Genomic DNA, 21753 nt, shown 5'->3' with positions numbered 1-21753 from the left:
TTGCAGCAAGCCGTGCTATCCTTTGGAGCGCACGGCTTGTTTGTATCTGGATGGATGGAATGAAATCAATGGGCAATACGCTCATTCTTTTAAGGCATTCACTCCACTCATCATCTTCTTTTTTTGTTAGGTTTTATGGCTGGACACATCCCTCGCAGTTTTATCGATGACCTTCTAGCTCGACTTGATATTGTCGATATCATCGACGCACGTGTGAAACTTAAGAAAAAAGGCAAAAACTACGGCGCATGCTGCCCTTTCCACAACGAAAAGACACCCTCATTCAGTGTCAGTCAAGAAAAGCAGTTCTACCATTGTTTTGGTTGTGGCGCGCATGGAAATGCCATCGATTTTTTGATGGAATTCGACCGACTAGAATTCGTCGAAGCCATTGAAGAACTCGCTTCATACTTGGGTTTAGATGTTCCTCGCGAACAACGTAGCGGCGGTAATGGTTCGTTTCAATCAGGCCCACAAGCAAGCAGCAGTGAAAAACGTAACCTATACGACTTAATGGGCAGCATTGCTCAATTTTATCGTAACCAACTCAAACAGCCAGCAAGTAAGGTGGCGATTGAGTATCTAAAAGATCGCGGCCTGTCTGGTGAAATCGTCCAGAAGTTTGGCATCGGCTATGTGGCTGATGAATGGGATTTAGTTCGTAAGAACTTTGGCCAGAATAAAGAAAACCAAGACATGCTCGTCACAGGCGGCATGTTGATTGAAAACGATAAAGGCAACCGCTACGACCGATTCCGTGGTCGAGTGATGTTTCCTATTCGAGATAGACGCGGCCGAGTAATAGGCTTTGGTGGTCGAGTATTAGGTGATGGGACACCAAAATATCTCAACTCACCCGAAACCCCGATATTTCATAAAGGTAAAGAGTTGTATGGCCTTTATGAAGTACTACAAGCGTATCGTGAGCCACCACAAATTTTAGTGGTTGAAGGCTATATGGATGTTGTCGCGCTTGCTCAATATGGCGTAGATTATTCCGTTGCCTCATTAGGAACCTCGACAACGGGCGATCACTTGCAGGTGTTATTCAGGCAAACAAGCACCGTCGTGTGTTGTTATGACGGTGACCGCGCAGGCCGTGAAGCCGCGTGGCGTGCCATGGAAAATGCATTGCCTTACCTAACGGATGGTCGCCAGTTAAAATTCATGTTTTTGCCGGATGGAGAAGATCCCGACTCTTATATCCGACAAAACGGAAAACAAGCATTTGAGCAGCAAGTGTCTAATGCGATGCCCTTGTCTGAATTCATGTTCAGCTCATTGACTCAGCAGGTCGATATGAGCACGAAAGAAGGCATGGCAAAACTGAGTACTCTTGCGGTTCCTCTCATTGATAAAGTCCCTGGCGGCACTTTAAGACTATACTTGAGAGAATTGCTTGGCCGCCGTTTGGGTTTGGTTGATGAACGCCAACTACAGCAGCTAATTTCAAAACAAGGTAAAGAGGATAAAAGGCCTCAACCTCATAAAGAAATCAAGCGAACGCCGATGCGAGAAGTGATCGCGTTACTGATTCAAAACCCACAATACGTAAGTATGGTGCCAGATCTAACTAGCGTTAGAGATTTGCCCATTCCTGGTCTAAGTTTATTTGTTGATGTACTTGATAAATGCCAAGCGCATCCCCATATCAACACAGGCCAATTATTAGAGCATTGGCGAAACAGCCAAAATGAGACCCTTCTGTCTCGTCTCGCGAGTTGGGACATTCCACTCGATGAGGACAACCAAGAAGAAATCTTTTTAGACTCACTGGATAAAATTATTGCCCAGTGCGTAGAAAAACAAATTGAAAACCTGCAGGCCAAAGCAAGAAGTGTCGGTTTATCAGCCGAAGAGAAAAGGGAGCTGCTAGCACTTATGCTAGATTTAAAAGCGTAACCCTGTTTAATTAGTCAGCAACGATTTAATTTGTTATAGTAAGTGGTTTGCATTTCGCATACTGATTCCTTCACCAGATTACGAAGTTGGATACCGTCTATGGATCACAATCCGCAGTCACAGCTAAAGTCACTTGTTATTAAAGGCAAGGAACAAGGCTATCTGACCTACGCCGAAGTAAATGACCACCTACCTGCTGAAATCGTAGATTCAGAACAGGTAGAAGACATCATTCAGATGATCAACGACATGGGCATTAAGGTAGTAGAAACTGCTCCTGATGCTGATGATTTAGCACTGAACGATGACACAAATATTACCGATGAAGATGCAGCCGAAGCTGCAGCCGCTGCACTTTCTAGCGTAGAGAGTGAGATTGGTCGTACAACAGACCCAGTACGTATGTACATGCGTGAGATGGGTACTGTCGAACTTCTAACTCGCGAAGGCGAAATCGACATCGCAAAACGTATTGAAGAAGGTATTAACCAAGTTCAATCGTCTGTTGCTGAATACCCAGGCACAATTCCGTACATTCTTGAGCAATTTGACAAAGTTCAAGCTGAAGAACTACGCCTTACAGACCTAATTTCAGGTTTTGTAGATCCAGATGCTGACGACACCGCTGCACCAACGGCAACACACATCGGTTCTGAACTGACTGAATCTCAGTTAGAAGAAGAAGACGATGAAGACGTTGATGACGACGAAGATAGCGATGACGATTCAGATGATTCTGAAGAAGATGTAGGTATCGATCCAGAATTAGCGCTAGAGAAATTCAACCAACTACGCAGCACCTATCAAAATCTTCAATTAGCAATCAACGAGTACGGCTATAACAGCCCGAAAGCAACCGTTGCTAATGAAATGATGCTAGACGTATTCCGCGAGTTTCGTCTAACGCCTAAACAGTTTGATCACCTAGTGAATGAACTGCGTACTGCTATGGATCGCGTTCGTACTCAAGAGCGCCTGATCATGAAGTCTGTCGTTGAATACGGCAAAATGCCGAAGAAATCATTCATCGCGCTGTTCACTGGTAATGAATCAAGTGAAGCTTGGTTGGATGAAGTTCTTGCTTCAGACAAGCCATACGCTGAAAAGATCAAACGTAACGAAGAAGAAATCCGTCGTTCAATCGCTAAGCTAAAAATGATTGAAGAAGAGACTTCTCTAAACGTACAGAACATTAAAGACATCAGCCGTCGTATGTCTATCGGTGAAGCAAAAGCTCGCCGTGCGAAGAAAGAGATGGTTGAAGCGAACTTGCGTCTTGTAATTTCTATCGCGAAGAAATACACCAACCGTGGTCTACAGTTCTTGGATCTCATCCAGGAAGGTAACATCGGTCTGATGAAAGCGGTAGATAAATTCGAATATCGTCGTGGTTACAAGTTCTCGACTTACGCAACGTGGTGGATCCGTCAGGCAATCACTCGTTCAATCGCGGACCAAGCACGTACGATTCGTATCCCGGTACACATGATCGAAACGATCAACAAGCTAAACCGTATCTCTCGTCAAATGTTGCAAGAGATGGGTCGCGAGCCACTACCGGAAGAACTGGCAGAGCGCATGCAAATGCCAGAAGACAAGATTCGTAAAGTTCTAAAAATCGCTAAAGAGCCTATCTCAATGGAGACACCAATCGGTGACGACGAAGATTCGCATCTAGGTGATTTTATCGAAGATACAACGCTAGAACTTCCGCTAGATTCTGCAACAGCAACTAGCCTTAAAGTGGCAACAAAAGACGTGCTTGCAGGTCTAACACCACGTGAAGCGAAAGTACTTCGTATGCGTTTTGGTATTGACATGAACACTGACCATACTCTAGAAGAAGTTGGTAAGCAGTTCGACGTTACTCGTGAGCGTATCCGTCAGATCGAAGCAAAAGCACTACGTAAACTTCGCCACCCAAGCCGCTCAGAGACTCTGCGCAGCTTCCTAGACGAATAATCGCAGCGCATACAAGCTTTTAGAAATCAAAAAAGGTGACTTTAGGTCACCTTTTTTATTATCTACTGTTCTAAGTGGATAAAAACTAAGCGCAATTGCCCTAGTTGGTATCTAGACACCTTGCAACGCTTCCCCTATAATCGTTGTCCTATTAAGGCCCCTTAGCTCAGTGGTTAGAGCAGTCGACTCATAATCGATTGGTCCGCAGTTCAAGTCTGCGAGGGGCCACCATATTCCGAAAGGCGTAGCAGGTTAATACCTACTACGCTTTTTTTGTATCTTATATCTTTGGGTACAGTTGCGGTAACTCGTCACTAACCTCGTAATAGCTTTTCCTCTTCCCCTCTTCTTTAACTATTATCTGGCTCTCTATACGAGCAATAGAAACAAAATGTCTGCTCGTGATTTAAACCATTGACCCTCAGACAACTTCTGATAGGATGGACATACAAACGTATGGACGTCTAAAACAAAAAATGGAGCTACAATGAAAAGTATTGGTCACTTAAAGAAACTAGCTTTGATTCTCACGGCAGTAGTCGGCTTAAGCGCTTGTGGAGAAAAAGATGACTCTGTCATTAAAGTGGGCGCGACAGTTGGACCACATGCACAAGTAGTCGAGGCGGTAGCGAAGGAGGCAGCAAAGCAAGGTTTGAATGTCGAAGTCATTGAGTTTTCTGACTACGTGACACCTAATGCCGCTCTTAGCGATGGTAGCATCGATATTAATAGCTATCAGCACCAGCCATTTTTAGACAACTTCAACAGTAGCCATAACGCCCAATTAGTATCAATTGGTCAGTCCATTCTTATGCGTATGGGGCTTTATTCCAATAAGTATCGCTCACTGCAAGAGCTTCCAAACAATGCACGTATAGCGCTTCCAAATGACCCTACCAACGGTGGTCGTGGTCTGTTGCTACTCGCCGATGCAGGTTTAATTGAGCTGAAACAGGGTGTTGGCCATAAAGCCGCCCTAACTGATATCACAAAAAACGCAAAATCATTTGAATTTGTCGAGGTAGATGCCGCTCAGCTACCAAGAACATTAGATGATGTGGACGCGGCTGCGATTACAATGAACTACGTAATGTCTTCTGGTTTAGATCCGAAGAAACAAAGTATCTATCTTGAAGCAAAAGACGCCCCATTAGCAGTCATGGTCATCGCCACTCGTGACGCAGACAAAAATAATGAAGCGTATAAAAAGTTCGTTTCTATTTACCAATCTCAAGCAATTCGTGATTACCTCGATCGTACGTTCAAAGGCACAATAGAAGCAGCTTTTTAATCAATAAAGCAACGAATACTTTGCTCACTAATCAGATAGGAAAGAGGCTAATGTTTTCTCATAGCCTCTTCTTTTCATTACTCACTAAATCGACTCATTGTCGACTTTCAGCCTCTAACTTCATTGCCAAATAAGCTTGGTCAGCAGAAACCAATTCAGGACGGTTAATCAACTTCCAGAGGAAGTATGGTGGGATTAAAAATACGATGAAGTAGAGAGATTCATGGAAGAAAACATCGGCTATCGTTTGCTGATGCTCCCAAAGTGCTGTCAGTGCGAAGAGCTCTAACATCACGCCTAATACGCCAAAGACGACAGAGACAACGATCGCTAAACCCAGTAGTTCTCTAATAAAGTGCTTGTATGCCATGATACTAATTCCTTCTAGCAATAAGTCATACTAACTTACGCTCATAAGAAAGAGGCCAGCTTGACTATCATCAAACTCCCCTCATCACAGTTAAGAACTTAGTTTTATAAAAAAGGACTTGTATATAGCACCATTGAAGATTGACCTCTCTATCACAATACAATGACATCATTTCTCGACTTTGAGACTAGCCTTTTACATTTATCAGCAGTGTAAACAAGAGGTCATAATGAAAAAATATACCTATCCTTTACTTGTTATCTCAGGTGGTCTTTTATTGACGGGCTGCGGTAGCGACGACTCTTCATCCGATACAGAAGCAGCCACTTTTTCTCTCAGCGTTTCCGATGCTCCTGTCGACGATGCCAACAAAGTCGTTTTAGCGTTTCAAGATGTTGTCCTTGTACCATTTGACCCTGAAACTGGCGAGCAAACTGGAGAACACATTCTGTTAGATGCTAGTGACAATGGAGCACTACACCAAGTTGATCTAATGGAATATCAGGGAAGCAACGCTAAAACGATCATTCACGAACAGGACATCGCTCCTGGTGATTATGCTATGTGTGTGTACGCTAAAGACGGCAAACAATTAAACGATACAACACTGTCATACGTAGAGAAGACAGACGGCAACATCAAAGGCTTAGTTGTACCTAGCCGAGGCAGCTGTTTTGGTTTTAAACCAGATACGAGCGATCAAGGTCGCTTAAAGTTTTCGCAAAAAGGTCAGTATGTAAAAGTTCATACTGGTCATAATAGCTATGTTGTCGAGTTTGACTTACGCAAAGGTCTGGCGGATCCAACAGGCAAAGATTACATGAACATGAACTCTAATGCGGTAAGCTTAGTAAACGCATCAGAATCAGGTCATATCGGTGGTGAAGTCAGTGAAATTCAGTATCAAGCGTGTGAAGCAGACAGTGCCGCATCAAATGCAATAAATGACGTTCCTGCCGTTCACTCTGTTTACCTATATGCAGGTTCAATGGATCGCTCAACCATGGGCGATATGGGTGCGGCAGATCCACTCAACGCGCCAGTTGCGGTAGCTAACGTGAATGAATCGCAAGACGAAGAAGGTAATACAACCTACAGCTACGAGTTTGGTTACATCGGCCCGGGTACTTACAGCATTGGCTACACATGTACTGCGTATATTGATACGCCAGACGCTCATGAAACTTCAGAAGACGGTTTCTTGATTTACCAGCACTACACGCCAGTTGATGTTGTCGAGGCAGAACTGACAACTCAGGACATTAATCCAATTCTTTAAGTCACCATATTAAAAAAGCCGCTCGTACTGAGCGGCTTTTTACTTAGTCAGAAAGGTAATATTGAACCGTCGATACCACTCGTACTTTCTTAATGTAAGGCGTGTTGCTATCTCGGTCATAAATCGAGAACTGCCCTTGCGTGGCACGTTTGATCTTACCCAGTGAACTCTGTGAGTCTTTCGCAAACTTTTGCGCCACTTCACGCGCATTCTTAGTCGCTTCTTCGATCATGTCTGGCTTCACATCATTCAGCTTAGTAAAGCTGTACTCAACACGATTTGCATAAGGATCTTGGTTAAGCAAAACGCCTTGTTTTCCTAACTCACCTATTTCATTGATTGCCGCTCGAACAACATCAACACTCTGGCTGTAAACCGTAACGGTTCGCGAGGCCAAATAACGATATTCAATGTCTTGCTCGCTCCCATATTGCTGTGCTTTTCTGTCAATGACCGCTGGGGAAGAGAGGGAAACGCTGGTTTCAGGAAGCCCTTTGGCACTTAGAAAGTCCAAAATCAAACGGGTTTGCTGGTCAATTTCATCAAACATGGCCCCCATATCATTACTCGCTAGAGTAAATTGAATCGGCCAAATCACCGTATCAGCAGGATACTCACGCTCCGACAAACCTTTTACTGTCACGACTCTTTCATAGGCTCGGTATTTCACCGCCGTCTGCTGCATAAAATAGCCAAGGATGCCAAGACCAAGTATCAAACTTAGCCCAATCCAAAGTGCTGCTTTATTGGAAACTCGTTCCATTATTTCCCCCTGATAAATATCAACTTAGCTTAATCTTTGTTCTAGATAAGATAGCCTATCTATTGTTTTAAGAGGGAGACATAACGCGAGTTTTGATTCATAGCACAGTGATATACCGTTTTCTTTAGTCAATAAAGCTTCATTAGTTTGTCACCAAAGGCTCATGCATTTGCCTCTGAACTGTCATCTGTAATTTCTACTATCCAATCAGCAACTTGTACGCTGAGGTAAATATGGATAGTTCAACCCCTTTTCGTCTCCCTCGTAAAACGCCGTTTGGCATTGGTGAAAACGTTGCTGAATGGGCAACCGGTTTAAACCAACTTGATAAGTTCTACGCCCAACGCCCCGTTAATGCCGATACCAAAACTTTTCTCCGCTTCACGCTGGATATCTTAGGTATCGACTATCGCATTGCTCATGGTTCACTCGATTCAGTTCCTAAACAAGGTGCTACCGTCATTGTGGCGAACCATCCGCTTGGTTGTGTGGAAGGCGTCATCTTGGCCGAACTCTTGTTGATGGTACGAGACGATATCCAAATTCTAGCCAATCAATACCTGAAAACCGTGCCGGAGTTAGATCAGCTCTTCATTGGTGTCGATGTGTTTGAAGGCAAAGACGCCGTCAAATCGAATATGAAGGCCCTCAGAGCGGCTAATAAACACCTAGCAAGTGGCGGCTTATTGCTTGTCTTTCCTGCCGGTGAGGTTTCCCAGTTAGTCGATGCCAAACAGCAACGCTTGGAAGATAAAGCGTGGAGTCGAAGCGTAAGTAGCCTAATCCGCAAAAACAAAGCAACGACAGTTCCAGTATTCATCAGTGGTCAGAACTCGAAACGCTTCTATATGGCAGGGAAAATCCATCCACTTTTGCGCACCCTACTGCTTGGGCGAGAACTGCTGAACAAACAGGCGCAAACCATTAATTTATCTTTTGGCCAATCAATCAAATTCAAAGAGATCAACACGCTTAACGATGATCAAGTAGTGAACTATTTGCGGCTCAACACTTATTTGCTCAATCGTGAAACCCATTCAGTGAAGCCTTCTTCTTCATCAGAAATGCTCTCTCCAATAGCGGCAGGGTTACCCGTAGGCGAATTGCTTGAAGAGCTGAACAACTTACCAAAAGAGTCCAAGCTGCTAACAAGTGGTGAGTTCGATGTTTACTGCACGGAGTCGCAGAGTATCCCTTCCCTACTGCATGAAATTGGTCGCCTACGTGAGCTCAATTTCCGACAAGTTGGCGAAGGGACTGGACTAGCAATAGACATTGACCATTTCGATCATGATTACCTGCATCTGTTTGTGTGGGACAGAGAGAACCAATGCTTGGTGGGCGCGTATCGTTTAGGTCTGGTTGATCAACTGATTGAAAAGCGCGGCGTAGCAGGTCTGTATTCACGAACGTTGTTTAACTATGACCAACGCTTTATCGACCAAATGGGTAAATCCATTGAGATGGGGCGCTCTGTGATTGCACAGCAATATCAAAAGAGCATGAGCGCGCTACTGCTGCTGTGGAAAGGCATCGCAACGTTCGTTCATCAAAACCCAGATTACACTCACCTATTTGGTCCGGTAAGCATTAGCAACGACTATAGTGATACTGCACGCCAACTGCTGGCTCAATCAATGACGCTTCACCACTACGATAACAACTGCGCAGAGTATGTCACACCTTCTAACCCACTTCCTGAGCACCACCGTGACTGGAACACCAGCATGCTCACTGCTCTGGGTGATTTACAGCTATTGTCACGTGTCATTGCCAGAATCGATGAAGGGAAAGGAGTGCCCGTTTTGCTGCGTCAGTACTTAAGCCTCAATGGCAAGCTGGTATGCTTCAACGTCGACCCTGCATTCAATAACGCTCTAGATGGATTGATTATGGTGGATTTGCGCGATGTTCAAGAAAAGACGTTGGCAAGGTATATGGGACGCGAGCAAGCTCATGACTACCTCGTCTATCATACTAAATAGCAACGATGATTAAGAACAGTGATTAAATAGAGAGTTGGGAATCACAAGAAGAACCGTGTGGCGACTCTCTTTATTTACCCTTTCATTAACTAATTAGGCGTGCTCCGTGAAGTGCGCCGAAAAGACTCTTATAGATACAATCTATCGAAAGATCTAGATAGCATTTATCTCACCAATTCCGTCACAAACTTTCACAAAAAACAAAAACAGATCCAAGTCACACTTTAAATTCACCACAACTCAACACAAAACGTGACATTGATCATCACAAGTATTTAATTCGAATTTCAAAAAAAATTAAAAGTGATCAAAGTCACAAGGTATTTTAATTTTAAATTTGTCAGAAGATCGGATTGATCACTAAGATTTTTATTGACAGATTTGAAAGTGGCTTTTTGTTATTAAGTTACAAGTTAATAAGTTGAACTTGGTCACTTAAAAACCGTTTCTCAGCCTAAGAAATGCGGGCGTAGATCACAAAAAACCCGTTGTCAGTTCCAATTGGAAAATGTGTGGTAAATTGATTGGGTACTAAGCAATCAAACAAACGGTTTTGGCGAACCGTTTACTACAACAAGATTCATCAGAACATCGAACGGGGAATTGTTATGATATCACCAGATGCCAAGATCAAGATACAAAATTTTGGTCGTTTTCTGTCAAACATGGTAATGCCAAACATCGGCGCGTTTATCGCGTGGGGCTTTATCACTGCTCTATTTATCCCAACTGGATGGCTACCAAACGAAACGTTAGCCTCTATGGTTGGCCCAATGATTACCTACTTGCTGCCACTACTTATCGGTTACACCGGTGGTAAATTAGTTGGTGGCGATCGTGGTGCGGTAGTCGGTGCAATCACAACAATGGGTGTGATTGTCGGCACAGACATCCCAATGTTTATGGGTGCAATGATGGTCGGCCCAATGGGCGGCTGGGCTATCAAGAAATTCGATAACTACATCGATGGTAAAGTAAAAAGTGGCTTCGAGATGTTGGTTAACAACTTCTCTGCGGGCATCATCGGCATGCTATGTGCGATCCTTGCTTTCATCTTTATCGGTCCATTCGTAAAAATTCTTTCTGGTGGCTTGGCGGCTGGCGTTAACTTCCTAGTTTCTGCTCACCTACTACCACTGACTTCAATCTTCGTTGAACCTGCGAAGATCCTGTTCCTAAACAATGCGATCAACCACGGTATTTTCTCTCCACTGGGTATCCAACAAGCGTCTGAAACAGGTCAGTCGATCTTCTTCCTAATCGAAGCAAACCCAGGTCCTGGTCTAGGTATCCTGCTAGCTTACATGGTGTTTGGTAAAGGTACGGCTCGTCAAACGGCAGGTGGTGCATCAATCATCCACTTCTTCGGCGGTATCCACGAGATTTACTTCCCATACATTCTAATGAACCCTCGCCTAATCCTTGCGGCTATCGCAGGTGGTATGACTGGCGTATTCGTTCTAACTATCTTTAACGCAGGTATTGTTTCTCCAGCATCACCAGGTTCAATCTTTGCAATCTTGTTGATGACTCAGAAAGGCTCAATCGTTGGTGTTCTAGCGTCTATCGCAGCAGCAACAGGTGTGTCATTCGCGGTAGCAGCACTGCTAATGAAGACGCAAACGTCAACAGAAGAAGACGGTGATGAAGCAGCACTAGAGAAAGCAACATCACAAATGAAAGACATGAAATCTGCATCTAAAAACGATGCGGTGGTAAACAGCCAAAGCAAAGGTGACGTAGACCTAGCGACAGTACAAAGCATCATTGTCGCTTGTGATGCGGGCATGGGCTCGAGTGCAATGGGCGCGAGCATGCTACGCAAAAAGGTTCAAGACGCAGGTCTGAACATCCACGTAACCAACCTTGCCATTAACAGCTTACCAGAGAGTGCAGATATCGTGATTACTCATAAAGACTTAACGGATCGTGCACGTAAGCATGCTCCAAACGCACACCACATTTCATTGACTAACTTCCTAGACAGCGAGATGTACAACCAGCTAGTCACCAAACTACTAGCAGCACAAAACCAATCCGCAGCCAATGACGACCAAATGGTAAAAGTGTCGCTCGTGGCAGCAAACGACGACAACTTCGAGCCACAGCAAACGTCGGTGTTCCAAATCCAGCGTGAAAACATTCACCTAGGTTTGAAAGCTGCCAACAAAGAAGAAGCGATTCGCTTCGCGGGCAACAAGTTGGTCGAACTTGGCTACGCAGAACCAGAATACGTAGACGCGATGTTTGAGCGTGAAGCATTGGTTCCAACTTACCTAGGCGAATCTATCGCAGTGCCTCACGGCACGGTGGAAGCGAAAGACCGCGTGAAGAAAACCGGCATTGTAATATGCCAATACCCATCGGGTATCCAATTTACTGAAGACGACGATGATGTTGCGAAACTGGTTATCGGCATTGCCGCTAAGAACGATGAGCACATCCAGGTGATTACCACCATTACGAACGCGCTCGATGAGCCGGAGGCAATTGAGAAGCTAACCAGCACCAACGATGTGGAAGAGATTCTAAACATCCTTGGCGGTCAACAAGCGGCTTAATTACCCCTTTAATTTGCTCCTGAGGCAAATGAGGTCAGCTGTCACCCCCTATGCGGTTGGCCTCCCCCTAGTTTCGTAAGTCAACATTTTAGACATTGGTAGGTAAGAATTATGAAAAACGCAGTTCATTTTGGCGCAGGTAACATTGGTCGTGGCTTCATCGGAAAACTCTTAGCAGATGCAGAAGTCGAGGTCACATTTGCAGACGTTGACGCTCCACTCGTCGACCAACTGAGTCACAAGCAAGAATACAAAGTAAAAGTGGTCGGTACTGAGTGCCAAATCGACACAGTAACTCACGTCACCGCGGTAAACTCAGCCAGTGAAGATGTCATCGACCGCATTGTAAAAACCGACTTGGTAACAACAGCGGTTGGCCCTAACGTACTGGACATCATTGCAAAAACCATCGCTACCGGCATTGCTAAACGCTTTGCAGCAGGTAACGATAAACCATTGAACATCATCGCGTGCGAAAACATGGTTCGTGGCACGACTCACCTAAAAGGTGAAGTGTACAAACATTTGGATGAATCATTACACGCGAAAGCAGACGAGCTAGTTGGCTTCGTCGACTCCGCAGTGGACCGCATCGTACCACCAGCAGAAGCGGCGAACGATGACCCACTAGAAGTCACTGTAGAGAGTTTTAGCGAATGGATTGTGGATGAGCAGCAATTCAAGGGCGAAATCCCTGACATAGCTGGCATGGAAAGAACCAACAACCTAATGGCATTCGTAGAACGCAAGCTATTCACTCTCAATACAGGCCACTGCATTACCGCTTACCTAGGTTGCTTGAAAGGCCATCGTACCATTCGTGAAGCAATTGAAGACCCAAGCATTCACGCTGAAGTAAAACAGGCGATGCAAGAAAGTGGTGAAGTGCTGATCAAACGCTACGGCTTCGACCGTGACATGCACAACGCCTACATCGAGAAGATTTTAGGACGCTTTGCCAACCCATACTTAGTGGATGAGGTGGATCGCGTAGGTCGTCAACCAATTCGAAAATTGGGTGCAAACGATAGATTAGTGAAGCCTTTACTCGGTACAATTGAGTATGGCACTGAAAATCAAACACTTTTGAAAGGCATTGCCGCTGCGTTGAAGTACACTAACGACACTGACCCACAAGCCGTAGAGCTACAAAACTCATTAAAAGAAGTGGGTGTGAAGAAGACGCTAGCGACATACACAGGTCTTGCAGAAGACAGCGAGGAAGTGGCTCAAATCGAGACACTTTACAACCAACTTTGATTTACCTAGGGGAGCTCGGCTCCCCTTCTATGTCCTTCTCTGCTTGAAGAGTTGGGATAGCTAATAATTAGAAATGTATTCAGTATATGGCAGATAACATCAACGAAACCGAGATCATTGAGCGATTAAACAGCGCACCATCGGTACGAGGCTTTTTCATTGCAGCAGTCGACGTTTTTAACGATTCGATCGACGGGTTGGTGCAAAGAATCTTTCGTAAAGATAACTTCGCTGTTCAATCGGTTGTCGGTCCGCTGCTACAAGACTCTGGACCGCTGGGCGATCTGTCTGTTCGTTTGAAGTTATTGTTTGGCTTGGGAGTGCTCCCCGATGACATCTACCACGACATCGAAGACATCATCAAACTCAAAAACCAACTCAATAGTGACGCTTCAGATTACGAATTCACTGACCCGAATATTCTAGAACCAATTAAGAAACTGCACTTGGTGAAGAAAATGGGCATGGTACAACTGGAAGTCAGCGAACCAGATGACGACATCGACCTTGAGTTTTATCAGCTACAACTGCAACGTCAACAACAAATCATTAAGTCAGGGCTCTCACTTGCCATTGTCGAGATTTGCAATGAGCTCGGCAAAGACAGCCCTTTTTAATCGAAAAACTGGCACGGAAGCCTCCTCAACTCGCCCCTCTTTTTGCACATTCTTCTATACAACGTGCGTGAAAGCCATCACAGTCCATATTCGGATGTCTCTGTAACATCAGACCAATCTATCGCTAGTATTGAAACGGGATCGCATGCTTTCAATCGAAGACACTAAAACTAAGTGGGAGTTTTTCCAGAAACACCACTGGGTATCTCCAGAATTTTCCCGCACTCCCGTCCTCGAGTCGTGGGAGCGTTGCATAAAGCAATGCAGCCCTTATACCTGGTCAAAACCACATATTGCCTCTGGTTTTACCTTCTCATCTCTAATGAAGCGCAACGAACATCTCATCGAATGCGCCACGACCGTACTTGAAGATACGTACGATATGCTTGGTGACGAAGACCTGGTATTGATGGTAACCGATGGCAACGGCTGTATTCTCTCCACCGTCGGGCACGACTCTATGCGACAAGAGATGCAAACGCTCGGCATAAAACAAGGCTGTTTTCTCTCCGAAGGAAAGATAGGCACAAATGCAGTCAATCTCTGTATCAACACTCATATCCCGTGTGAAGTTTTTGCTGCCGAACATTTCAATCGCCACTTGCACTCTTATGCCTCTGTAGCGGCGCCTGTTTTCGACCAATTTGGCAAATTACGCGGTACAACATGCCTTTTCAGAAAAGCGGAAAGCTATAAGAAAGAAGACTTAGTCATCATCGCGTCGAGCGCGAAAGAAGTCAGCTTGCAAATCCACATTCAGTCGGAACAAGAAAACATGAACCGCCTTACTTGTGCGCACAACGCAACGTTAGAATGCATGGATGACGGCCTTCTGGCCTGGGATGAAGAAAGCCGTATAACCATGGTAAATCACCAGTCCGAGCGTTTGTTAAACATTGAAGCCAGTCAGGTCTTGGATAAAGAAGTCTTTGCTGTTTTACGCTTCCCGCCAAATGTCCTCAATAGTATTGAGTCGGGTGCAAGCATCAACCGAAAACTCACAACGGTAGAGGTTCGTGGCGAGTTTGTTGAGGCGATCATCACCTTGCGTCCACTCAACGACGGCACACACTTATTGTTCTTGCACCCTATCGATAAAATTCGCGAACTTGCTCAACAACAAATAGGTGGCAGTGCGCGCTATACGTTCAGCACTTTGCCTGTCATTTCACGAAAAATGAAGCATGTCATTACCGTTGCAAAACGGGCCATAAAGTCCAAATCACCGATTCTAATTACAGGTGAAGAAGGTGTAGGAAAAGCCACTCTCGCCATGGCGATCCATAACGAAAGCACTTACAAAGAAGGGCCGTTCATTACGCTCAACTGCCGCTCCATCAATACAGAGCAACTGGTCAAAGAAACCCTAGGCTACGACGAAGGGCAAGGCATGCCTTCTAAGTTTGAACTCGCCCATGGCGGTACGCTCTTTTTAGAGAAGGTGGAATATCTGTCGCCCGATTTACAAGCCGTGTTACTTAAGTTGTTAAAAACTGGGCTCGTCAGCCGCAGCGACAGTTTGCGATTGATCCCCGTAGACTTTCAACTTATTACGAGCACCGCTTCAGAGATCAGCGAGTATGTCACTCAGCGCTCATTTGGTCGGCAACTTTATTATGAAATCTCCTCGAACGAGCTGCATATTCCGCCACTACGAAAGCGTAAAGAAGACATTGAATTTCTCGTCCAGCAACTTATCAGCCATTATGAACGCCGCCACAATGTGACGATCTCGATAGAGCCAGTCGCACTGGAAGCGTTGATGAATTTTCGTTGGTCAGGCAACAACTCTGAATTAAGAAATCGAACTGAGCGAATTTTGCTTAACCGCAGTTCCAACTTAATCAAGCTGAACGATATTCCTGAAGACATTAAACTGAATTCTCGCCATACCGCAGAAAATACGCCAGTAATCACGTTAGAAGAAGCCGAGAGAAGAGCGATTGTTCAGGCTTGGAATCAGTGTGATGGCAAAATGCATGATATGGCGAAAGCATTGCAAATTGGCCGCACGACCTTATGGAGAAAAATTAATAAGTTTGGGCTGCAGGAGCAAATGAAGCTGTATTAAGCCAAGAAGTGGCGTTCCTACAAAAAGTAAAACCGGCGTAAGCACGCCGGTACAGATGTACTAACGATAAGATATCGACTAAACATCGACAGACAACTGACGAATCTGCGCTTTTAGTCCCGGTAGCAGACTCGCACTGGCGCTGAATTTTCGCAACCCCACGCGAAGCAATGTTTCTGTGGCATTTGGATCGCCAGCCATCTCACCACACATACTAACCGGTATACCCGCGCGATCGCCTGCTGCACACGTGAGCTCAATGGCTTTTAGTACCGATGGTTCAAAATAGTTCACCAATTCAGCAACAGCGGCGTTACCTCGATCGGCGGCCATAACATATTGAGTCAAATCATTGGTGCCGATAGAGAAAAAGTCGACTTCTTGGGCTAACGCATCAGCATTTAATACTGCGGCTGGCACCTCAATCATAATACCAACGGGCAAATGAGTCGCATCCAAGCCGAGTTGGTTTGCTTGATGCGCCAACAGCGCTTTTACTTTTCTCACTTCTTCAACCTGAGCCACCATCGGTATCATCAATTGAATATTCGGTTGCTCGTGAAAGGCTCTCAGAATGGCTCGAAGTTGAGCGGTAAACAATGACTCATGTTGAAGACACAACCGCACCCCTCTCAAACCTAAAAATGGATTATCTTCTGCTGGCATAGGATAAGCGGCTAAAGGCTTGTCACCGCCAACATCTAGACTACGAATCGTAAGTGGCTTATCACCAAGTGCGGCAGCAATATCACGATACACTTGATATTGCGCTTCCTCAGTCGGCAACTCATCACTGTTTTGAAATAGAAACTCAGTCCGAAATAGACCAACGCCCTCAGCCCCCGATGTTAGTGCATCATCAATATCTTTCGGTCCACCAATATTGGCGAATACTGGAATATGGACACCATCACAGGTGACTGCGGCTTGCTGAGCACTCGCTAATGCACGTTGTCGGATGCTTTGCCACTCAATTTGCTGAGCTTCTAATTCCTGCTGTACGGCATCTGAAGGAGAGAACCATAAATGCCCTCGGAAGCCATCAATAGTCACCACTTGACCAGCACGCACAGCATCAAGGCAGCCCTGAGCTTTAACGATGGCAGGAATCCCCATCGCACGAGCAAGAATCGCACTGTGAGAGGTTTTCCCTCCCTCACTCAAACAGATACCAAGCACTTTCGATTTATCAAGCCCGGCCACATCAGAAGGCATCAGGTCGCGGGCCAACAAAATACTCGGTTCCTGAATGTCGATGGCATTAGGCGTTACGCCTGTCATTTCGACCATAACTTGGCGTGCGATATCATGTACATCTGCTTCGCGTTCCCGCATGTACTGACTTTCTGCCTGGCGAAACTCTTCGGCCAACGTTTGCAGTGATTCTACCCAAGCTTGCTCGGCTATCATGCCCGTTTGAATTCGCGACTCGACCGATGCCCATAATTCTGGGTCACTGAGCATCATGCTATGAGCAGCAAATATTTCCCCTTTCGGCTGCTTCGCTTGCTCCTGCAAATGTTGAACAACCACGCCTATCGCACGCTTAACCCGTTCAATTTCATCTTGTTCACTTTGGAAATCACGTTCAGGCACTGCTGGCATTTCATGAGTAAAAAGGACAGCAGGAGCAGTAGCGATACCGTCATTGACTCGAATACCAACAACAGCACCTTCAATCTGATTTGAGGCCATGCCATCGAGCAGAGTATCTGAACTTTCTTCAGGTTCGATAATGCCTTGCTCAACCGCCTCTTTTTCTCCGAAGTGCTCATAAGCTAAGGCTTCAAATGCCTTGATTGCTTCACTGGATTGAGAGCCGAGTGCGCACAGCGTGATCGTCTCTTGGCTACGAACGCCAAGTTTCGCAATGCTGTTTAAGCTTTTCGCGTTCACACGGAGCTCGCCTTTTTTCAACCATAATTGGCAGTCAAAAGGCGCGAGTGCACCAACAATGGCCGCAGCGGGACGAGCATGTAATCCATGCGGATTTTGCACTACCCAATCAAATGTCCATTCTTGCTCAAAGCTCTCTGATACTGGCGCTATCTCAGCGGATGTTAGTGGCTGATCACCAAGGTGCTCTTGTTTTACGCTTAACGCATTCTGTGCCTCTTCGACTACCGTCGATAAAGGCAGTCCGGCGGCGGCAGCCACCGACGCCGCCATGGTTCCTTCAACAATAGGTGCCGAGATAAGGGTGACATTTTCCCTCACATGATCATCAATCAGATCCAGAGCCATTTCCGTGCTAAGCAACGCGCTGCCAAGATCCATCAACACAACAACCCCTTGTTGATCTTGTACCTGCTCAATCGCTTCCATCACGGCAATGGCATCGGTTCCGATCGGGTTCTCTGGATCATCAATCCCAGCAGCAATCGCAAGCTTGGCTTTGCCTTGCGTCATTTGGGTGGCAAGTTCTGCCACCCCTTCGGCAAGTCGACGACTATGAGATACAACTACAATTCCCACCATCTTAATTACCTGCTATTGCCTGCTGTAGTGCTTTAATCATTAACAAAGAAGAGGTTGCACCGGGATCTTGGTGACCAATACTGCGTTCACCTAAATAGCTTGCTCGCCCTTTTTTCGCCAACATTTCAATCGTGGCAACCGCGTTCGTTTCTGCTAGCTCAACCATTTCATTAAGTAAGTGATCGGCGCTCATGCCATTTTCTAACGACGCCTTCACGCTAACTAAAACGGGTAACCAAACATCACACATGGTTTTATCACCCAGCTCTGCTTTACCACGAGACACCACGCCATCCACACCGCTTTTTAGTGCATCCACTAACTCTTCAAACGTTAATTGCTCTCGAGTTCCGACAGCGGCAGCCGTACGAATAAACAGCGTGCCATACAGCGGGCCACTTGCCCCACCGACACTAGAAAGCAAGGTCATACCCGTATTCTTGAGAATGCTGCCGATATTTTGGTCCGCAAATTGCGGCAGTTTTTCCGCAACTTTTTTAAAGCCACGGTTCATATTGAGACCGTGGTCGGCGTCACCAATATCACGATCAAGGTCGGTCAGAAAATCTTGATTCTCTTGATACGTTTTTGCACATAACTCTAGCCAGTGAACGATATGTTGTTTTTCAATTTGCATGTTTGCTCTCCCCTGTTACCACTTGATCGCGGCCGTATCGACAGGAGCATCAAACAGCTCCAACATCTCTTTGTCTGCCTTTAGCAACGTAATCGAAACGCCTTCCATATCGAGTGACGTACAGAAGTTACCAACCATATTACGCACGATACGGAACCCTGCTTGCTCGCAGTTATGAGCCAGACGACGGTACACTCCGTAAAGCTCTGAAGTTGGCGTACCACCCATACCATTCACCATCACGATGTAGTCGTGTTCAGCGGCGAAAGGCTCAATGCTGGATTCCACTTCATCCCATTCACCTTCGTCACGATTCCAAATACGCAATGTGCGCTGATAAGGTGTGTTTTCAGCAACTTCAGCAAACATTTCATCCACTAACGTATCGACATCGGTGTATTTCACTCGCTTGATACCTGGTTCACCATGGATACCAACACCAAACTCCACTTCATCATCTTCCAGAACAAAAGATGGTTTACCTGCTGCGGGTACAACACAAGCATTAAGCGCCACGCCAAATGAACGACAGTGGTTATTAACGCGACGAGCCAGCGCTTCACATTGCTCCAACGAATAACCTTTGTTCGCGGCAGCCCCAACTAACTTTTCAACCAATACCGTTCCAGCAACGCCACGGCGACCAGCGGTGTATAGGCTGTCTTTGACTGCAACATCGTCATCCACCAACACCGACCCAACTTTGATACCATCGGTATGAAGCAGCTCCACAGCCGTTTCAAAGTTCAACACATCACCGGTGTAGTTTTTAATGATAAACAGCACGCCCTCACCGGTATTCACTTGGTTGCCACATTCGTACATTTGATCAGGCGTAGGTGAAGTAAATACCTCTCCTGGGCAGGCGCCTGTCAGCATGCCTTTACCAATAAAACCTGCGTGCAAAGGTTCATGACCACAGCCACCACCAGAAACCAGTGCCACTTGCCCCGGAGTTTCCTCATGCCACATGTAACGAGGTTCGTAGTTCGCTTTTAGCTCAGGGCGGGACAATGCCAGGCCTTCCATTTGCTGCAATACAACATCATCAACTTGGTTAATTAACTTTTTCATCGTTCTATCTCATTCCATTTATATTTTTATGTAGGGTATGAATTCATCTTAAACAGAGAAAAAGCGTGCTCAACAAAAATCAATCTGTTTCATATTGAAACAAAAACTTCGGCATTTTTGTTTCAATATGAAACGTAAAACGACAAATTGTCCTGAATAGTGATCGTCGCCATAAAGCATGCTGATGCTTATTACTTCTGACAGTCGGTTTGACACAGAGGTCATAAAAGCATGGAACAAAACCAGAGATATCCTTCACCACTTACCACACCAAACCTAATATAAACCTTATCCCTACAATGGATATTCATTGCAGTCCAAAACACACATAAAAAAGGTTAAAGGTTTGAATTATGGACAAAATTATTATCAGCCCAAGCAAATACGTCCAAGGTGAACAAGTACTTACATCTATCGCTCACTATGTGAAAACATTGGGTGAACGTCCGTTAGTAATTGCCGATGAGTTCGTGACTAACCTGGTTGGTGATGACGTCAAGCAAAGTTTTGCTGACGAAAAGCTTCCACTCACTATGAACATTTTTGGTGGCGAATGTTCGCGCGTTGAGATTGAACGCATCACGGACATTTGTGCCACTCAGAAACACGATGTCATTGTCGGTATTGGTGGTGGTAAAACGTTAGATACAGCAAAGGCTGTTGCGTTTTACACCAAAATTCCTGTCGTGGTGGTTCCTACGATTGCCTCGACTGATGCGCCAACCTCAGCGCTTGCGGTGATATACACACCTGAAGGTGAATTTGCAGAATATTTGATGATCCCTAAAAACCCAGACATGGTCATCATGGATACGTCAGTCATCGCCAAAGCCCCTGTTCGCTTACTTGTATCGGGGATGGGCGACGCGCTTTCCACCTACTTTGAAGCTCGTGCCAACATGACTTCTGGTAAGGCAACAATGGCTGGTGGGTTAGCGACGCGTTCAGCACAAGCGCTTGCGAAACTTTGCTATGAAACCTTGCTTGAAGATGGTGTAAAAGCAAAAGCTGCGGTAGAAAATGGTGTGAGCACCAAAGCGGTAGAAAACATTATTGAAGCCAATACATACCTGAGCGGTATCGGTTTTGAAAGCAGTGGTCTAGCGGGTGCTCACGCTATTCATAACGGCCTAACTAAGCTTGAAGAGTGTCATCATCTCTATCATGGTGAGAAAGTCGCGTTCGGCACACTAGTTCAGCTGGTATTAGAAAACGCAGCGATGGAAGAGATTAATACGGTTCTTGCATTCTGCCGCTCTGTAGGTCTACCAACCAACTTATTTGATATGGGCGTTAAAGAGCTTAACCACGCTAAGTTGCGCGAGGTCGCCGAAGCCTCAACGGCCGAGGGAGAAACCATCCACAATATGCCATTCCCAGTAACGGCAGAAAATGTCTACTCTGCAATTCTAACCGCTCACCAGTTGGGTCAATAACTCACCCCCCTTAAAGTGGGCTTAAATAAAAAAGCGGCACATACTCTCGCATGTGCCGCTTGGATTT

The 21753-nt window shown here is 45.5% G+C and carries 15 protein-coding genes and 1 tRNA gene; 11 read left to right on the top strand and 5 right to left on the bottom strand.

The window, feature by feature from the left end; genetic code table 11:
- The first annotated feature begins 135 nt into the window (after window positions 1-135).
- From dnaG to R7Z47_RS14230, 4 genes are all read left to right on the top strand, one after another.
- Complete coding sequence (gene dnaG, locus R7Z47_RS14245) at window positions 136-1902, top strand: DNA primase (protein ID WP_005379719.1); 1767 nt, start codon at window positions 136-138, stop codon at window positions 1900-1902.
- Between the two features lie 99 nt (window positions 1903-2001).
- On the top strand, window positions 2002-3864 hold the full coding sequence (rpoD, locus tag R7Z47_RS14240) for an RNA polymerase sigma factor RpoD (protein WP_005395986.1): 1863 nt from the start codon (window positions 2002-2004) through the stop codon (window positions 3862-3864).
- Window positions 3865-4019: 155 nt separating this feature from the next.
- Window positions 4020-4095, top strand: a tRNA-Ile gene (locus R7Z47_RS14235).
- Between the two features lie 256 nt (window positions 4096-4351).
- Window positions 4352-5155 (top strand): MetQ/NlpA family ABC transporter substrate-binding protein, encoded by an 804-nt coding sequence (locus R7Z47_RS14230; protein WP_017633488.1) that lies wholly within the window; start codon window positions 4352-4354, stop codon window positions 5153-5155.
- A 94-nt stretch (window positions 5156-5249) separates the two neighbouring features.
- Here the strand turns inward: R7Z47_RS14230 and R7Z47_RS14225 are convergent, their stop codons facing one another.
- The gene (locus R7Z47_RS14225) at window positions 5250-5525 is read right to left on the bottom strand and encodes a hypothetical protein (RefSeq protein WP_005383040.1); all 276 of its coding nucleotides are present in this window, start codon (window positions 5523-5525) and stop codon (window positions 5250-5252) included.
- A gap of 229 nt (window positions 5526-5754) precedes the next feature.
- Between R7Z47_RS14225 and R7Z47_RS14220 the strand changes: the two genes are divergently transcribed.
- Window positions 5755-6804: a DUF4382 domain-containing protein gene (locus tag R7Z47_RS14220; RefSeq protein ID WP_262606802.1), complete on the top strand. Its 1050-nt coding sequence runs from the start codon at window positions 5755-5757 to the stop codon at window positions 6802-6804.
- Window positions 6805-6847: 43 nt separating this feature from the next.
- On the opposite strand, the gene R7Z47_RS14215 is transcribed toward R7Z47_RS14220, so the two are convergent.
- On the bottom strand, window positions 6848-7567 hold the full coding sequence (locus R7Z47_RS14215; RefSeq protein WP_130544775.1) for an SIMPL domain-containing protein: 720 nt from the start codon (window positions 7565-7567) through the stop codon (window positions 6848-6850).
- Between the two features lie 233 nt (window positions 7568-7800).
- On the opposite strand from R7Z47_RS14215, the gene R7Z47_RS14210 reads away from it, so the two are divergent.
- The 5 genes from R7Z47_RS14210 to dhaR all read left to right on the top strand — a co-directional run bounded on the left by R7Z47_RS14210 (window position 7801) and on the right by dhaR (window position 16061).
- Window positions 7801-9552, top strand: coding sequence for a lysophospholipid acyltransferase family protein (locus R7Z47_RS14210; RefSeq protein WP_262606801.1), 1752 nt, complete (start codon window positions 7801-7803; stop codon window positions 9550-9552).
- Window positions 9553-10160: 608 nt separating this feature from the next.
- Entirely contained in the window at window positions 10161-12113 is a 1953-nt protein-coding gene (locus tag R7Z47_RS14205; protein ID WP_005379710.1) for a PTS mannitol transporter subunit IICBA, read from the top strand.
- A 111-nt stretch (window positions 12114-12224) separates the two neighbouring features.
- Complete coding sequence (locus R7Z47_RS14200; protein WP_154204858.1) at window positions 12225-13373, top strand: mannitol-1-phosphate 5-dehydrogenase; 1149 nt, start codon at window positions 12225-12227, stop codon at window positions 13371-13373.
- Between the two features lie 86 nt (window positions 13374-13459).
- Complete coding sequence (locus R7Z47_RS14195) at window positions 13460-13990, top strand: MltR family transcriptional regulator (RefSeq protein ID WP_005379708.1); 531 nt, start codon at window positions 13460-13462, stop codon at window positions 13988-13990.
- A gap of 145 nt (window positions 13991-14135) precedes the next feature.
- The gene (dhaR, locus tag R7Z47_RS14190) at window positions 14136-16061 is read left to right on the top strand and encodes a dihydroxyacetone kinase operon transcriptional regulator DhaR (RefSeq protein ID WP_031779030.1); all 1926 of its coding nucleotides are present in this window, start codon (window positions 14136-14138) and stop codon (window positions 16059-16061) included.
- 78 nt (window positions 16062-16139) lie between these two features.
- On the opposite strand, the gene ptsP is transcribed toward dhaR, so the two are convergent.
- The 3 genes from ptsP to dhaK are packed head-to-tail and all read right to left on the bottom strand — an operon-like array spanning window position 16140 to window position 20250.
- Window positions 16140-18539: a phosphoenolpyruvate--protein phosphotransferase gene (gene ptsP / locus R7Z47_RS14185; RefSeq protein WP_318130169.1), complete on the bottom strand. Its 2400-nt coding sequence runs from the start codon at window positions 18537-18539 to the stop codon at window positions 16140-16142.
- Window position 18540: 1 nt separating this feature from the next.
- On the bottom strand, window positions 18541-19176 hold the full coding sequence (gene dhaL / locus R7Z47_RS14180; protein WP_005379705.1) for a dihydroxyacetone kinase subunit DhaL: 636 nt from the start codon (window positions 19174-19176) through the stop codon (window positions 18541-18543).
- Between the two features lie 15 nt (window positions 19177-19191).
- Entirely contained in the window at window positions 19192-20250 is a 1059-nt protein-coding gene (gene dhaK, locus R7Z47_RS14175) for a dihydroxyacetone kinase subunit DhaK (protein ID WP_005383055.1), read from the bottom strand.
- A 353-nt stretch (window positions 20251-20603) separates the two neighbouring features.
- Between dhaK and R7Z47_RS14170 the strand changes: the two genes are divergently transcribed.
- The gene (locus R7Z47_RS14170) at window positions 20604-21686 is read left to right on the top strand and encodes a glycerol dehydrogenase (protein ID WP_005379703.1); all 1083 of its coding nucleotides are present in this window, start codon (window positions 20604-20606) and stop codon (window positions 21684-21686) included.
- Window positions 21687-21753 lie beyond the last annotated feature (67 nt).

This window comes from Vibrio sp. 1641 (genome assembly GCF_033339995.1).
GTDB lineage: Bacteria > Pseudomonadota > Gammaproteobacteria > Enterobacterales > Vibrionaceae > Vibrio > Vibrio alginolyticus.
Note: the sequence above shows the minus strand (reverse complement) of the source record. Positions and strands in the feature narration are given on the sequence as shown.

Bases quoted from the DNA above. Each gene is read 5' to 3' on its own strand.
- dnaG (WP_005379719.1), top strand. From the start codon at position 136: ATGGCTGGACACATCCCTCGCAGTTTTATCGATGACCTTCTAGCTCGA.
- R7Z47_RS14215 (WP_130544775.1), bottom strand. From the start codon at position 7,567: ATGGAACGAGTTTCCAATAAAGCAGCACTTTGGATTGGGCTAAGTTTG.
- R7Z47_RS14230 (WP_017633488.1), top strand. From the start codon at position 4,352: ATGAAAAGTATTGGTCACTTAAAGAAACTAGCTTTGATTCTCACGGCA.
- rpoD (WP_005395986.1), top strand. From the start codon at position 2,002: ATGGATCACAATCCGCAGTCACAGCTAAAGTCACTTGTTATTAAAGGC.
- dhaR (WP_031779030.1), top strand. From the start codon at position 14,136: ATGCTTTCAATCGAAGACACTAAAACTAAGTGGGAGTTTTTCCAGAAA.
- R7Z47_RS14210 (WP_262606801.1), top strand. From the start codon at position 7,801: ATGGATAGTTCAACCCCTTTTCGTCTCCCTCGTAAAACGCCGTTTGGC.
- dhaL (WP_005379705.1), bottom strand. From the start codon at position 19,176: ATGCAAATTGAAAAACAACATATCGTTCACTGGCTAGAGTTATGTGCA.
- R7Z47_RS14225 (WP_005383040.1), bottom strand. From the start codon at position 5,525: ATGGCATACAAGCACTTTATTAGAGAACTACTGGGTTTAGCGATCGTT.
- R7Z47_RS14195 (WP_005379708.1), top strand. From the start codon at position 13,460: ATGGCAGATAACATCAACGAAACCGAGATCATTGAGCGATTAAACAGC.
- R7Z47_RS14200 (WP_154204858.1), top strand. From the start codon at position 12,225: ATGAAAAACGCAGTTCATTTTGGCGCAGGTAACATTGGTCGTGGCTTC.
- R7Z47_RS14220 (WP_262606802.1), top strand. From the start codon at position 5,755: ATGAAAAAATATACCTATCCTTTACTTGTTATCTCAGGTGGTCTTTTA.
- dhaK (WP_005383055.1), bottom strand. From the start codon at position 20,250: ATGAAAAAGTTAATTAACCAAGTTGATGATGTTGTATTGCAGCAAATG.
- R7Z47_RS14170 (WP_005379703.1), top strand. From the start codon at position 20,604: ATGGACAAAATTATTATCAGCCCAAGCAAATACGTCCAAGGTGAACAA.
- ptsP (WP_318130169.1), bottom strand. From the start codon at position 18,539: ATGGTGGGAATTGTAGTTGTATCTCATAGTCGTCGACTTGCCGAAGGG.
- R7Z47_RS14205 (WP_005379710.1), top strand. From the start codon at position 10,161: ATGATATCACCAGATGCCAAGATCAAGATACAAAATTTTGGTCGTTTT.